Annotated in this window: 13 protein-coding genes; 4 read left to right on the forward strand and 9 right to left on the reverse strand. The window is 72.3% G+C overall.

Annotation, left to right across the window (positions count from 1 at the left end):
- The 4 genes from ACFWV8_RS34680 to ACFWV8_RS34695 form a co-directional block, all read right to left on the reverse strand.
- Nucleotides 1-2,992: Ig-like domain repeat protein (locus ACFWV8_RS34680; RefSeq protein ID WP_384213788.1), on the reverse strand; the 2,992-nt coding region annotated here is incomplete at its 3' end.
- A gap of 325 nt (nucleotides 2,993-3,317) precedes the next feature.
- Nucleotides 3,318-3,470, reverse strand: a complete 153-nt coding sequence (locus ACFWV8_RS34685; protein WP_329386189.1) for a hypothetical protein — start codon at nucleotides 3,468-3,470, stop codon at nucleotides 3,318-3,320.
- A 34-nt stretch (nucleotides 3,471-3,504) separates the two neighbouring features.
- Nucleotides 3,505-3,792, reverse strand: coding sequence for a DUF1360 domain-containing protein (locus ACFWV8_RS34690; protein ID WP_384213791.1), 288 nt, complete (start codon nucleotides 3,790-3,792; stop codon nucleotides 3,505-3,507).
- Between the two features lie 188 nt (nucleotides 3,793-3,980).
- Nucleotides 3,981-6,563, reverse strand: a complete 2,583-nt coding sequence (locus tag ACFWV8_RS34695) for a helicase-associated domain-containing protein (RefSeq protein ID WP_384213793.1) — start codon at nucleotides 6,561-6,563, stop codon at nucleotides 3,981-3,983.
- Between the two features lie 367 nt (nucleotides 6,564-6,930).
- On the opposite strand from ACFWV8_RS34695, the gene ACFWV8_RS34700 reads away from it, so the two are divergent.
- Nucleotides 6,931-7,779 carry a nitroreductase/quinone reductase family protein gene (locus ACFWV8_RS34700; RefSeq protein ID WP_384213794.1) on the forward strand — a complete coding sequence of 283 codons (849 nt, stop codon included), beginning with the start codon at nucleotides 6,931-6,933 and terminating at the stop codon, nucleotides 7,777-7,779.
- Between the two features lie 91 nt (nucleotides 7,780-7,870).
- Nucleotides 7,871-8,866, forward strand: a complete 996-nt coding sequence (locus tag ACFWV8_RS34705) for a hypothetical protein (protein WP_384213796.1) — start codon at nucleotides 7,871-7,873, stop codon at nucleotides 8,864-8,866.
- Between the two features lie 101 nt (nucleotides 8,867-8,967).
- On the opposite strand, the gene ACFWV8_RS34710 is transcribed toward ACFWV8_RS34705, so the two are convergent.
- The 4 genes from ACFWV8_RS34710 to ACFWV8_RS34725 all read right to left on the reverse strand — a co-directional run bounded on the left by ACFWV8_RS34710 (nucleotide 8,968) and on the right by ACFWV8_RS34725 (nucleotide 12,292).
- Nucleotides 8,968-9,120: a hypothetical protein gene (locus tag ACFWV8_RS34710; protein WP_384213799.1), complete on the reverse strand. Its 153-nt coding sequence runs from the start codon at nucleotides 9,118-9,120 to the stop codon at nucleotides 8,968-8,970.
- A 213-nt stretch (nucleotides 9,121-9,333) separates the two neighbouring features.
- Complete coding sequence (locus ACFWV8_RS34715; RefSeq protein WP_384213812.1) at nucleotides 9,334-10,143, reverse strand: ABC transporter ATP-binding protein; 810 nt, start codon at nucleotides 10,141-10,143, stop codon at nucleotides 9,334-9,336.
- Between the two features lie 8 nt (nucleotides 10,144-10,151).
- On the reverse strand, nucleotides 10,152-11,261 hold the full coding sequence (locus ACFWV8_RS34720) for a FecCD family ABC transporter permease (protein ID WP_384213801.1): 1,110 nt from the start codon (nucleotides 11,259-11,261) through the stop codon (nucleotides 10,152-10,154).
- On the reverse strand, nucleotides 11,258-12,292 hold the full coding sequence (locus tag ACFWV8_RS34725; RefSeq protein WP_384213803.1) for a FecCD family ABC transporter permease: 1,035 nt from the start codon (nucleotides 12,290-12,292) through the stop codon (nucleotides 11,258-11,260). Before ACFWV8_RS34725 ends, ACFWV8_RS34720 begins: the two co-directional genes overlap by 4 nt.
- 109 nt (nucleotides 12,293-12,401) lie before the next feature.
- Between ACFWV8_RS34725 and ACFWV8_RS34730 the strand changes: the two genes are divergently transcribed.
- Nucleotides 12,402-13,061 (forward strand): HAD family hydrolase, encoded by a 660-nt coding sequence (locus ACFWV8_RS34730; RefSeq protein ID WP_384213804.1) that lies wholly within the window; start codon nucleotides 12,402-12,404, stop codon nucleotides 13,059-13,061.
- Here ACFWV8_RS34730 and ACFWV8_RS34735 read toward each other — a convergent pair.
- Nucleotides 13,016-13,309: a hypothetical protein gene (locus ACFWV8_RS34735; protein ID WP_384213806.1), complete on the reverse strand. Its 294-nt coding sequence runs from the start codon at nucleotides 13,307-13,309 to the stop codon at nucleotides 13,016-13,018. The genes ACFWV8_RS34730 and ACFWV8_RS34735 overlap by 46 nt on opposite strands.
- Before the next feature lie 167 nt (nucleotides 13,310-13,476).
- Between ACFWV8_RS34735 and ACFWV8_RS34740 the strand changes: the two genes are divergently transcribed.
- Complete coding sequence (locus ACFWV8_RS34740) at nucleotides 13,477-13,860, forward strand: cold-shock protein (protein WP_384213808.1); 384 nt, start codon at nucleotides 13,477-13,479, stop codon at nucleotides 13,858-13,860.
- Nucleotides 13,861-13,951: the final 91 nt, after the last annotated feature.

A 13,951-nucleotide genomic window follows, 5' to 3' on the forward strand; every position in this document is an offset into this window, starting at 1 on the left:
CGGTGCCGGTGGGTGTGCCCGAACCTGGTGCGTTGGTGGTGACCGTCGCACAGACCGTCACCGACTGCCCGCAGACCGACGGGTTCGGCGTGAGCGAGACCGCGGTGCTGGTCGAGGCCGGGTTGACCGTGACCGTGACGGTGTCGCTGGACGCGGCGAAGCACGGGCCCTCGCCGTTGTAGACGGCGGTGACGGTGCCCGAGGCCAGGGTGGTGGTGGTCAGGCAGGCCTGGCCGCTCGGGTCCAGGCTCACCGTCTGGTTGAGCCCGCCGGGGCCGGTGAAGGTGACGGTGCCGGTGGGTGTGCCCGAACCTGGTGCGTTGGTGGTCACCGTCGCGCACACCGTCACCGACTGCCCGCACACCGACGGGTCGGGGGTCGCGGTGACCACCGTGGTCGTCAGCGCCTCGTTCACCGTCACGTCGACCGTGCTGGTGGAGGGCGCGGCGCAGTCGTCGCCGGTGTAGGTGGCGGTGACGGTGCCGGAGAGCGTGGCGGTGGCGGTGAAGCAGGCCTCGCCGGCGGCGTCCAGCGGCACCGTCTGGTTCAGCCCGCCGGGGCCGGTGAAGGTCACCGTCCCCGTGGGCGTACCCGAGCCGGGCGGGTCGATGGTGACGCTCGCGCAGAATGTGACCGCCTGGCCGCACACCGACGGGTCGGGGGTCGCGGTGACCACCGTGGTCGTCGACGCCTCGTTCACCGTCACGTCGACCGTGCCGGTGGACGGGTTGGCGCAGGAGCTGCCGTTGTAGGTGGCCGTGATCGTGCCGGTCTCCAGCGAGGTGGTGGTCAGGCAGGCCTCGCCGGTGGCGTCCAGGGTGACTGTCTGGTTGAGCCCGCCGGGGCCGGTGAAGGTCACCGTCCCCGTGGGCGTACCCGAGCCGGGCGGGTCGATGGTGACGCTCGCGCACACCGTCACCAGCTCACCGCAGACCGAGGGATCGGGCACTGCCGTCACCGTGGTCGTGGTGTCGGCGGGGCCGGTCGTGACGGCGACGGTGCCGGACGAGCCGGCGAAGCAGGGTCCCTCACCGTTGTACGTGGCGGTGATCGTGCCGGTGGCCAGGGATGTCGTCGTGAGGCAGGCCTGGCCCGTGGCGTCCAGGGTGACTGTCTGGTTGAGCCCGCCGGGGCCGGTGAAGGTGACGGTGCCGGTGGGTGTGCCCGAACCTGGTGCGTTGGTCGTGACCGTCGCGCACACCGTCACCGTCTGCCCGCAGACGGACGGGTTCGGGGTGGCGGTGACCACCGTGGTCGTCGACGCCTCGTTCACCGTCACATCTGCGGTGCCGGTGGACGGGTTGAAGCACGCCGCGCCGTTGTAGACGGCCGTGACCGTCCCGGTGGTCAGCGTGGTGGTGGTCACGCATGCCTGTCCGGTGGGGTCGAGCACGGCGGTCTGGCTGAACCCGCCCGGAGCCGTGAACGTCACCGTGCCCGTCGGAACCCCGGAACCGGGGGCGTCGGTGGTGACCGTCGCGCATAACGTCACCGACTGGCCGCACACCGACGGGTCGGGGCCGGCCGTCACCACCGTCGTCGTGTCCGCCGGGTTGACTGTCACGTCCGTGCTGCCCGTCGAACTCAGTGCGCAGCTGTCGCCGTTGTAGGTGGCCGTGATCGTGCCGGTGGCCAGCGCGGTGGTCGTGATGCACGCCTCGCCGGTGGCGTCCAGGGTGACCGTCTGGTTGAGCCCGCCGGGCCCGGTGAAGGTCACCGTCCCCGTGGGCGTACCCGAGCCGGGCGGGTCGATGGTGACCGTCGCACAGACCGTCACCAGCTCGCCGCAGACCGACGGATCGGGGATGGCGGTGACCGAGGTGGTGGTCGCGGCCTGGTCGACCGTGACCGCGACCGCTTCGGCGGAGCCCGCGAAGCACGGGCCCCCGCCGCTGTAGACAGCGGAGACCTCTCCGGTGACCAGTGAGGTGGTGGTGACACAGGCCTGGCCACCGGCGTCGAGGGGGACGGTCTGGTTGAGACCGCCGTCGGCCGTGAAGGTCACCGTGCCCGTCGGTGTGCCCGAACCCGGTGGCTGGGTGGTGACCGTCGCGCAGATGGTGACGCTCTGTCCGCACACGGACGGGTCGGGGGTGACTGTGACGTCGATGTTCGTCAGCGCCTCGTTCACCGTCACGTCGACCGTGCCGGTGGACGGCGCGGCACAGGAGTCGCCGTTGTAGGTGGCGGTCACCGTGCCGGTGACCAGCGAGCTGGTCGTCACGCAGACCTGGCCGGCGGGGTCCAGCACGGCGGTCTGGCTGAAGCCGCCGGGACCGGTGAAGGTCACCGTGCCCGTGGGGACGCCGGCGCCGGGCGGCTCGACGGTGACCGTCGCGCAGAGGGTGACCGGCTGGCCACAGACCGACGGGTCGGGGCCGGCCGTCACCACCGTCGTGGTGTCCGCCTGGTTGACCGTGACGTCGACACTGCCCGTGGAACTCGCCGCGCAGTCGTCGCCGTTGTAGGTGACCGTGATCGTGCCGGTGGCCAGCGCGGTGGTCGTGATACACGCCTCGCCGGTGGCGTCCAGGGTGACCGTCTGGTTGAGCCCGCCGGGCCCGATGAAGGTGACGGTGCCGGTCGGGGTGCCCGTGCCGGGCGGGTCGATGGTGACGGTCGCGCAGAGGGTGACGGTCTCGCCGCAGACCGAGGGGTTCGGGCCGGCCGTCACGACGGTGGTGGTGTCTGCGGCGTTGACGACCTGGTTCACGAGGCCGGACGACGACGGGTCGAAGGTGCCGTCGCCGGTGTAGGCGGCGATCGCCTGGTGGGTGCCGACGCTCAGGTCGTCGATGGTGACCTGGGTCTGGCCGGCGGCGTCCAGGGTGCCGACGAGCGTGGGCCCGTCGTCGCTGATGATGACGTTGACGGTGCCGGTCGGGGTGGTGGTCTCCGGTGGTACCGGGGAGACCTGGACGGTGAAGGTGACCGACTCCCCGCAGACCGAGGGATTGGGAGACGATGTCAGCGTGGTGATGGAACTGGCCATGGTGCAGCCTCCTTTGGGAATGTACGAGGCCAGAGCGACCCGACGCCCTCCGGGTGACAGCGGAAAAGGCACGCCGCAGTGAAAGAAGCTGTGTCGGCGCATTGCTCACCCGGTAACACGGGCGCCGGGGAATCACTCTCCAGCGATTCCCAGTAGGCGCCCCGGTCTCGTTCATCCGCCATACGGGTGCACGCAATTGAACCCGTATGGCGGAGCGCCGAGGGAGGGTGGGGGCGTAATTCAGATATTCTCCGGTACCCACCGGCGCGGGAATGCCCAAAGGCCGTCCGCCCCGCTCACGGAAAGCGCACCGGCGGTACGGCGACTACTGGTTGACGACGATGACGGTGCCGCCCCCGCGCCGCCGCGCGGCCTCGGCTTCCTGGCGGGTGGGGTAGTCGCGCATCACTCCGTTCGGCAGGACCAGCCGGTAGATGGTCCCTCGTCCACCGGCGCGTGCACCGCAGTTGCATCCCATGGGAACTCCTCCTTCGTACTCCGTCGTACTTCCTTCAGTCGAGCCAGGTGGATGCCAGGCCCGCCAGGTAGGACAGCGTCAGGATCATGGCGACCACCCGGAAGACGGTGGTGTCGCCGGCCAGGAAAGCGAGCGGCACGACCGACGCGGCGGCCCAGATCCCCGTGCACCAACCGCAGGTGACCAGATAGGCGGGACCGGATTCGTCCCCGAAGCGATCGGCCACCCACGTGCGCAATCCGGCAGCCAGTACGTCCTTGGTTATGAATCTGGTGATACGACAAATTGCACCGAGAGACAAAAGAAACACCACCGGTTCCATGCAATTCATCGTAGGGCGAGCCATATTCGTGCGGTAGGCCCTTACGCAAGCATTTCCATGACAGGTAAACGCAAGGAAATCAAGTGCTGTTGTGGTGCTTATGTGGCGAACTCCCTCGGGCCGCGGGCCCGGACGCGTGTGATCGCCGTCTTCGAAGCAGGGTCCGCACCCGTCCCAAGAAGTAGGCGTCAGGCCGGGTCGTCCGCCAGTTCCGCGACGCCCGTGATGCGGTGCAGCGGGTACGTGCGGACCTCGTCCGCCGTGTGGTCGTACGCCGTCACGAAGCCGCCCTCGACCCGTACCGGTGCGATCACGCGCTGGCTCGCCGCGCCCTCCGCGTTGACGTAGCCGATCCAGAGCGCCGAGCCCGTCAGCGCGGCGGCCTGGACCGTGGCCAGCGTCTCGGCCGATGTGGTGCGGGGCAGGTCGCCGCCGGCCGGGACCGTCGCCGCCGGTTCGGGGAGCGTCTTGCGGACGACCGTCGCCGCCTGGTCGCCGGCCCGGATCGCCCGTACCGCCGCGCCGAGCAGGGTCGGGGCCGGCACCGGTGGGCCGTCGGGGACGGGGGCCGGGGGTGTACGGGGCGGGGTGCGGTGCGCGTGGGCGCGGGTGATCAGGACGTCGCCCTCGGCGGACTCGGCCGCCGGCGCGAGGCCCATCGACCGCAGCCCGTCCAGCAGCGTCGTGGGGTCGGCCTGGGCGGCGAGGACGGTCGGCGCGAGGCGGCGCAGCCGCAGGCCCTGCGAGCGCCGGTCGGCGAGGATCTCGTCCAGGACGGCCTCGTCGTCGCAGCGTACGTACGCCGAAGCGGCGCCGACCCGCAGATGGCCGTGGCGCCGCGCCATGTCGTCGATGAGGTAGCTGAGCGGCTGTGGCACCGGCGTACGGCTGTGCGCGGTGAGGAACGCGTGCAGGTCGGACGCGGACTGACCGGCGTCGAGCGCGCGGCGTACGGACGCGGGCGTGAAGCGGTAGACGGTCGCGCCGCCCCGCGACTCGACGTCCGCGAGCACGGCCAGCGTCTCGGCGAGCGGACGCAGCAGCGGGCCGGGCGCGACGGCGGTGAGGTCGGCCTGGAGGAGTACGTGGTCGAGGGGTTCGGGCAGGTGCGGTGCCAGCGCGCGGGCGGCGTGCAGGCCGCCCGCGGAGAGCTCCGCGCCGGTGGCGGCGGGCACGGGCCCGCCCACGCGGGAAGCGGGCTTCGGGAACGATCCCGGCTTGGAGAGCGCCCCCGTTGCCCCACCGTCCGGTGCGATCAGCGCGCGCCCGTGCGAGGACAGCGCCCCGCGCCCGGTCACGCCCAGCAGCTCCGCCTCGTTCAGCGTCCACGCGGCGATGCGCGCCCGCAGGTCCTCGGGCCGGCCCGCCACCGCGCCGCGCGGCGGGCGCTCCCAGCGCAGCCGGGCGAGCACGCTCTCGGGATCGGGCGCGGTGCCCTCCGGGAGACTCGCGAGCAGGTCAAGTACATGGCGCCGTACCTCCGGCGCGGCGCCCCGGTCCAGGTCGGGGCCGAGCGCGGCGAGCGTACGGCCCTTGCTGTCCTGGCCGCCGACGAGGCCCGCCGTGCGGGTGGCGCCGAGCCAGGCGGTGGCGAGGCGGGCCCAGCGTTCGGACGGGGGCAGGTCGGGCCACTGGTCGTAGGCGGGCGTCGGCGCGTACCGCTCGTCCGCCTCGCCGTCCGCCGCCAACAGTCCTGCCGCGAAGGCGAGTTCGAGCCAGAACGCGGTCACGGGCTCGGTGGCGTCCAGCGCGGTGGCGGTGCGTTTGAGGTCGCGTACGGAGAGGCCGCCGGCGCGCAGGACGTTCGGGCCGCCCTCGTTCCACTCCTTGGCCAGCTCCTCGATCGTCGCGAGCGCGGTGAACGCCTGGGCCGCCGCCGCGCTGTCCACAACCTGTGGACGGCTGAGGGCCGCGGAGCCCGCCGTCGAGCCCGCCGCCGGCGTCGAGGGGTGCGGCAGGATCTCCGGCGGCTCCGGCTCGGTGTGCCGGTGCGCGCGCCCGCCGCGCAGATGCAGGGCGGCCTCGCGCGGCAGCACGACGGTGCGTGTGGAGGTCGGGAGCAGCAGCCCGTGGTCGCGCAGCCACTGCACGGGAGGCGCGGGCTTCGAGGTGATCTCGCCGTACGGCGGCCCCCACACCAGCCGGTCGAGCACGCTCAGCGCCTCGGGCGGGGCGGTGTCGAGCAGCGCCGCCATCCGCGTGCGGTCGGTGAAGAGCGCGGCCAGCGCGGCGACCGCCGAGACCGGGTCGTGCGTGGAGGGGAGCCCGGCGGTGGTGATGATCTCCTGGATCCGGCCCGGCGACATCCCCGCCGTGGCTTCGGCGACGGTCGGGCCGAGGCCGGTCGGGGAGGGGTGGCTGGGGGACGGCGCCAGGATCTCGCGGGCGGTACGGACCAGCCGCAGCCGGTCGTCGGCGCCCCAGATCAGCGCCTGCTCGCGCAGCGCGGCGACGGCGCGCGGCAGAGCCGCCTCGACGCGCGGGTCGCCCTCGTCGCCGGTCATCAGCGCGCGGAGCGCGTCGTACGCCGCGGGGTCGGCCGACGCCGCCAGCGCCTCCGCGGTCTGGAGCGTGAAGCGGTCGAGCCGCTCCAGCGCCCGTACGACGGAGGCGCGGGTGCCGGCGCGGGTGGCGAGCTGGCCGAGGTCGTTGGGCACGGGGCTCAGCAGGTCGGGACGCGCGCGCAGGAGGGCGGCCAGCGCGTCGTTGTCGCGGGTGCGCAGGGCCTCCGCGAGCGTACGCGGGGGCGTTGCGCCTGATGGTTCGGACACGTGCGCCTCCAGAGGCGGCTAGCTGATTCCCATCCGCCACACGTTAGCCCCTGAGGGGCGGCGTGCCGGAGTGTCGGGCGTGCGGCGGGGTGCGGCGGGTGGTGGGCGGCCCCGGGTTTGGTTGACAGGTGCCGGGCACGGTGCCTGTAATGGCGGCGGTGCCGCGTGGTGCCGGCCGAAGAGCAGTGGGCGGGCCGGTGACCGGGCGAGCACCCTTCTTCCAAGGGATGCGCCATGAGTACGTACTCCGCGACCCGTATCTGAACCTTTCTCATCATTCGCAGCCGGCTCCGGCGTGCGCGGCACCTTCGGGCGTGCCGTGGCCACGGCCGAGGGCTGCCCTCATCTTCCGGAGAACCAGAAACGTATGCCCACGTCCAACCTGCTCCTGCTCACCACCACCGGCGCGAAGTCGGGGACCCGCGGGACCACCCCGCTCGGCTACGTCCGCCACGGCGACTCGCTCCTGGTCGTCGCGTCCAACCTCGGCGCGCCCGCGCACCCCGACTGGTACCGCAACCTGCTCGCCCACCCCTCCGTGGCGGTGGAGATCGGCACCCGCGTCTTCGAGGCGCTCGCGGTGCCGGCCGAAGGGGCAAGGCGCGACGAGCTGTTCGCGTATGTCGTACGGGAGGCTCCCGGGTACGGCGACTACCAGGCCGCGACCGAACGGACCCTGCCGGTCGTCGTGTTGGAGCCGGGCGGGGTCGCGGGCGGTGAGGCGCCCCGCGAGGTCAGGACCCTCGCCGACAAGATCCTGGAGGTGCATGACCATCTGCGGGCCCAGCTGCGGCTGGTGACGGCGGACGTCGACGCGTACTTCGTGGCGCTCGCCGCCCACGAGGGTCCGGGCGAGCCGCCGGCGCCGGGTCTCGGGCTCCAGATCCGGCAGCGGTGTCTGGCGTTCTGCCAGGCGCTGGAGTTCCACCACACGAGCGAGGACGGGCATCTGTTTCCCGGGATCGCCCGGTACCACCCGCACTTGACGGACGTCTTCGACCGGCTGAGCGCCGAACATCGTACGGTCGCGCGGATCCAGGACGGTCTGGTGGCGCTGCTCGCGGACCTCGGGTCGGCCGAACCTCCGCTGTTCCGGGCCGAGTTGGCGGAGATGACGACGGAGCTGACCGCGCACCTGGATTACGAGGAGGAGGTGATCCTGCCGCTCGTGGCGGAGGTGCCCTGGCCACCGGCACCGCCCGCGCCCTCGGCCTGACCGCCCTTGCCACACTGGACGTACGGATACGAGCGCGACACCATCGGCCGCAGAAACGTGTGGGTGTGCTTGTGCGTGTGCGGAGGGCAGTGTGGGGATCGAGAGCGACCAGCTCGTCTACGACTATCTGAGCCGGGTCGGAGACGTGGCCCAGCAACGGCAGTTGCCCTCCGGTGAACGGATGAGACTGGTGTCGGAGCTGCGCGGCGAGATCGAGAAGCAGCGCGGGAAGTTCGGCGGCGACAGCCCCGCCGCCGTCCGCCGGATCCTGGGGCGGCTGGGTACGCCGGACCAGGTGGTGGGGGCGGCGACGGGGGAGCCGGTGCCCGCGGCGGCGCCCGAGCCGCCGAGTCTGCCGAAGCAGCGCGGCACGTTCGGCGGCTTGCTGAAGGAGCGGCGGGACGGGCCATCGCTGCCGAAGCAGACACGCGGGCCGATGGCCCCCGTCGAACCTGCCGCGTCTCCGCCCCACCTGGCCCCCACGCACGAACTCGGCACGTCCGGCGGCGAACCGGACTGGTGGCGCGTCGATCCCGGCCCGATGGGGGCGACGGGTGTCTCGGGGTTCGTCGGCGGCGTCGAGATCCCCGAGATACTGAAGCCGCCGCCGACGCCGGAGGAACTCGCGGAGAAGGAGGAAGCGGCGGCGGAGGCGGAGACCGACGAGACGCCGGACGCGCCGGAGCCACCACAACGCCTCCGCCTGCTGCCACGGTTCCGCCGCCCCACCGAAAAGCCGCCCCGCGCAGGACTCGGCCTCACCAACCCGTTCCTGCTGCTGGCCGCGGTCCTGCTGATCGTGGGCGCGGTCCTGACCTCCTGGCTGGTACTCGCGCTGGGCTGGGCCCTGGCGTACACCTCCCGCCGCCTTTCCCGCACGGAGGCGAAACTGGCGGTCTTCGGCCTGCCGATCGCGTCGGCGGTCGCGGGCGGGGTCTGGATCTGGGGCCGCACGACGGAACGCTGGGGCGAGGCGATCCCGGAGGGCGCGATGGGAGAGGCGATCTCGGCCACCTGGCCAACGGTGCTCCAGGCGGCGGCGATCACCTCGGCCCTCTTCCTGATCTGGCGCTCCCGCCGGGTCTGACGTACGGGGCCGGCGGCCCAGCCTGCGGATGCGCCCCGCCCCTGTCGCTTGCCCGCCGGCGGCCGACTTCCTGATGGCCCTTCGGGCGGCCTGTTGCGTGACTACTCGGACGAGATCGACGGCGTACGGCGCCGGTCCGTGACCGAGCCGTCCGTTTCCCGCCCGTGCTCGACGAGGCGGCTCACGGTGATCTCCCGCCGCTCGACCGGCTCGACCTGCGAGGGGGCCCGGCTGTTGTCGGCCGGTCGCTCCACCCGCCTGCCGCGTCGGCGCCGCCCGTCAGGGCGTGTCTTGTCGGGCGTCCGGGGCGGGCACGGGTTTTCGGCCGTTGCCGGCCAACGGCCGTGCCCGCTTGCGGCGTTGGCGCCCGCCCTTGGCGAGGCCGCCCGCCAGGGCGTGGCACGGTTCGGGCTGGCGGCGCCGGCCGAGTTGCGCCGGCCCCCCGGCGGGCGCCGCCCGCGAGGGACCTACGCCGCCTCCACCCCGTCCCCCGGACGGTACGGCGCGCTCGGGATCACCAGGGGGGAGCCCGTCACCGGGTCCGGGATTATCAGGGATGTGAGGCCGAAGACCTCTTGGACCAGGGGGGCCGTCACCACCTCCGACGGTGGGCCTTCGGCCACGATGCGGCCGGCCTTCATCGCCACCAGGTGGTCCGCGTAGCGAGCCGCCTGGTTGAGGTCGTGGAGCACTATCACCACCGTGCGGTCCTGGTCGTGGTTGAGGCGGCGGATCAGGTCCAGGACCTCCACCTGGTGGGCGATGTCCAGGAACGTCGTCGGCTCGTCCAGCAGCAGCAGGTCCGTCTCCTGGGCCAGTGCCATCGCGATCCAGACGCGCTGCCGCTGGCCGCCCGACAACTCGTCGACCGACCTCTCCGCCAGTTCCGTCACGTCCGTACGTGCCATCGCGTCCGTGACCGCCCGCTCGTCCTCCTCCGACCACTGCTGCCACCAGCGCTGGTGCGGCTGGCGGCCACGGGAGACCAGGTTGGCGACCGTGATCGCCTCCGGCGCGGACGGTGACTGCGGCAGCAGGCCGATCGACTGCGCGATCTTCCGCGTCGGGATGCTCGCCAGCTCCGCGCCGTCCAGCAGCACCGAACCGCTCTTCGGCTTCAGCAGCCGCCCGAGCGCGCGCAGCGTGGTCGACTTGCCGCAGGCGTTGGGGCCGACGATCACCGTCACCCGCCCGTCCGGGACGGCCAGTTCGAGCTCGTGGACCACCGTGCGGTCGTCGTACGCGAGCGTCAGCTCGTGCGCCGAGAGCCTGCTCATGTCCATTTTCATGCCCCAGCTCCTGCCGTACGGCTACGGATGATCAGCCAGATCAGATACGGCGCCCCGACCGCCGCCGTGAGCACCCCCACGGGCAGCTCGGTCGGCGCGAACAGCTTGCGCGCGAACAGATCGGCCAGTACGACGATCACCGCGCCCAGCAGCGCCGAGCAGAGCAGCGGTATCTGCGCCGTACGCGTCATCCGCCGCGCGATCTGCGGCGCGAGCAGCGCCACGAAGTCCACCGGCCCGGCCGTGCCGGTCGCCACGGAGGCGAGCACCACACCCAGCAGGACGAGCCCGAGCCGTACATGCCCCAGGCGTACGCCGAGCGCGGTCGCCGTCCCGTCGTCCAGCGAGACCGTGCGCTGGGCGTACGCCGCCCACGCCACCGCCGGCAGCAGGATCAGCAGCACCCAGCCGAGCGGCGCCGCCTCGTCCCAGCCGCGGCCGTTGAGCGAACCGGTCATCCACACCTGGGCCTGCTGCGCGACCAGATAGTCGCCCTTCGTCATGAACAGCGTGGTGAGCGAGCGCAGCGCGATCGCGACACCGATGCCGATGAGGACGAAGCGGGTGGCGTGCAGCCCGCCGCGCCACGCGAAGACGTACACGAGCACGGCCGCCAGCATCCCGCCGGTGACCGAGAGATACGGCAGGACGGTGAACGACGTGACGCCGTACGTCATCGCGAAGACCGTCAGCACACTCGCGCCCTGCGTGACACCGATGATGTCCGGGCTGGCGAGCGGATTGCGCGCCACGGTCTGGATCAGCGCGCCCGAGACGCCGAACGCGGCACCGACGAGGAGACCGACCACCATGCGCGGAAACCGCAGCGTGCCGACGACCAGTTCGGCCGACGACGGCTGTCCGAGGATCACCTTCACGACCTCGGACGGGGCCACGAAGCTCTCGCCGACGCTGAGGTAAGCGACACAGCTCAGGCAGAGCAACAGCGCCAGAATGACCGCGGCGACCGCCGCGCGCCGGTGCAGAAGGAACGACACGCGCCGGGCGCCGAACCGGGTGCGTACGAGGGCGTACCCGGCCGGCCGCACCCCGGCGCGCGCCCCGGTGACCTTCCCGTCAACTGTCGTACTGACGCCCGCACTCACGCCGGTACCGCCTTCCTGCGTACGAGAGCGACCAGGAACGGCACACCCAGCAGCGCCGTCATCACGCCCGCGGGCACCTCGCCCGGCGGGAACAGGATCCGGCCGACCACGTCCGCGACCAGCAGCATCACCGGCCCGACGAGCGCGGCCATCGGCATCAGCCAGCGGTGGTCGTTGCCGACGATCGCGCGCGCGATGTGCGGGACGGCGAGGCCGATGAACGCGATCGGCCCGGCCGCCGCGACCCCGACCCCGACGAGCACCGTCGCGCCGACGCCGCCCACGAGGCGTACGGCCCCGACGTTCTGGCCGAGGCCCTTCGCGACGTCCTCGCCGAGCGCGAGCGCGTCGAGCCCGCGCGCGACGGACACCACCAGCACCGTGCCGACGACGAGGAACGGCCAGACCTGGCCGACCAGTTCGGCGTCCCGGCCCGCGACCGAGCCCACCTGCCAGAAGCGGAACTCGTCCAGCGCCGCCGCCCGCGTCGTCAGGATGCCCATCGTGACCGAGACCAGGAGCGCGTTGATCGCAGCCCCACCGAGGGCGAGTTTGACCGGGGTCGCGCCGCCTCTGCCCCGGGTGGCGATCGCGTACACCGCCACCGACGCGATGGCGGCGCCGGCGAACGCGAACCACACGTAGCCGGTCAGCGTGTGCACCCCCGCGAACGCGATGGCCATGACGACGCCGACCGCCGCGCCCTGGCTGATGCCGAGGATGCCGGGGTCGGCGATGGGGTTACGGGTGATGCCCTGGAGTACCGTCCCGGCCAGCGCGAGCGCGGCGCCGACCATCAGGCCGATGACGGTACGGGGCACCCGCAACTGCCGTACGACCTGGGCGTCGTCGCTCTGCCCCCCGTTGAGCAGGGCGTCGAACACGGCGCTCGGCGCGACGGCGCGCGCCCCGACCGCGAGGCTGAGCAGGATCGCGAGCAGCAGGGCCACGGCCGCGGCGGCCATCCAGCCGATTCGGCGGGCGACGAGAACGCGTCTGGTGCGGTGGTTCGTCGGGGCGGCGGCTGACATCGGGACCAATCGGGTACGGGGCAGGGTGGCGCGGCTTGGTAAGGCTTGGCTAAGTCTATGCACCGGATCAAGCCACGGAGCGGCCGAGGGGTCCATGCACAATGCTTGTATGACTTCGACTCCGGCCCCGACTCCGCTGACGGTCGGTTTCGACCTCGACATGACGCTCATCGACTCCCGGCCGGGTATCCGCGCCGCCTACCTGGCACTTTCCGCCGAGACCGGTGTCCCGATCGACGCGGACCTGGCCGTGACCAGGCTCGGTCCGCCGCTCGACGAGGAGTTGGCGCACTGGTTCCCGGCCGACCGCATTGCGGAGATGGGTGACCGGTACAGGGAGATCTATCCCACACACGCGATCAAGCCGACGCCCCTGATGCTCGGCGCCCGCGAGGCCGTCGCCGCCGTCCAGGCGCTCGGCGGGCGGGCGATCGTCGTGACGGCGAAGCACGAGCCGAACGCGAAGCTGCATCTCGCGCATCTCGGCGTGGAGCCGGACGAGGTGATCGGCTGGCTGTGGGCGGAGGCGAAGGGCGAGGCGCTGCGCGAGCACGGCGCGAGGGTGTACGTCGGTGACCACATCGGCGACGTACGGGGCGCCCGCACGGCGGGGGCGCTCTCGGTCGCGGTGCCGACGGGCCCCTGCGACGAGGCGGAACTCCGGGCGGCGGGCGCGGACGTGGTGCTGCCGGACCTGCTGGCGTTCCCGCGGTGGCTGCGGTCCTACGTGGCCGGCGCCTCCGAGGGCCCGGTGGCGGACCTCGCCTGACGGCGCTGCGCGGCGATCGACAGGAGCAGCCCGGCGCCCGCGATCAGGAAGCCGACGCCCATCAGCATGCTGAGCGCGTAGGCGACGGTCGGGAACGGGTCCGTCCCGAGGAACAGCGGGGCCACGGTCACCAGAGTGGCGACCGCGCCGACGATGAAGACGATCGCGCCGATCCGCACGAGCCGGTCACCGGGACCGGCCGCTCGGTCCGGTGGTCGCGGCGCGGGTGAGGAAGGAGTAGCAGTCACTCCACCAGGGTAGTTCCCTGCGGACAGGAACCAACCGGCGACGTCTTGTCACCAGCCCCTGGACCATTAGCCTTGGGGACGGCGGGTCGTCCGACCCGCTGTAGTGCTATCCAGAGCCGTTTCTGTGCGCGCCAGCGCCCCCAACACATATGAGGACGAGGACAGACGTGCCTACCGGCCAGGTCAAGTGGTTCAACCGTGAGAAGGGCTTCGGCTTTCTCTCCCGTGACGACGGCGGCGACGTCTTCGTCCACTCATCGGTCCTCCCTGCCGGAGTCGACGCACTGAAGCCGGGCCAGCGCGTCGAGTTCGGCGTCGTCGCAGGCCAGCGCGGTGACCAGGCCCTGTCGGTCACCGTCATCGACCCGGCACCCTCGGTGGCGGCGGCCCAGCGCCGCAAGCCCGACGAACTGGCCTCGATCGTCCAGGACCTGACGACGCTTCTGGAAAGCATCACCCCCACGCTGGAACGGGGCCGGTATCCGGACAAGGCCCAGGGCGCGAACATCGCGGGCCTGCTGCGCGCGGTCGCGGACCAATTGGACGTTTAGGTCCTGTCCGGTGGATCTTCGCGGGCCCGGAACGCCTGGCACGGCACCTCGCCGCGTTGCCGAAGTGCCCACAGGAAACCACCCTGCGGGC

The organism is Streptomyces sp. NPDC058665 (assembly GCF_042714995.1).
Lineage (GTDB): Bacteria > Actinomycetota > Actinomycetes > Streptomycetales > Streptomycetaceae > Streptomyces.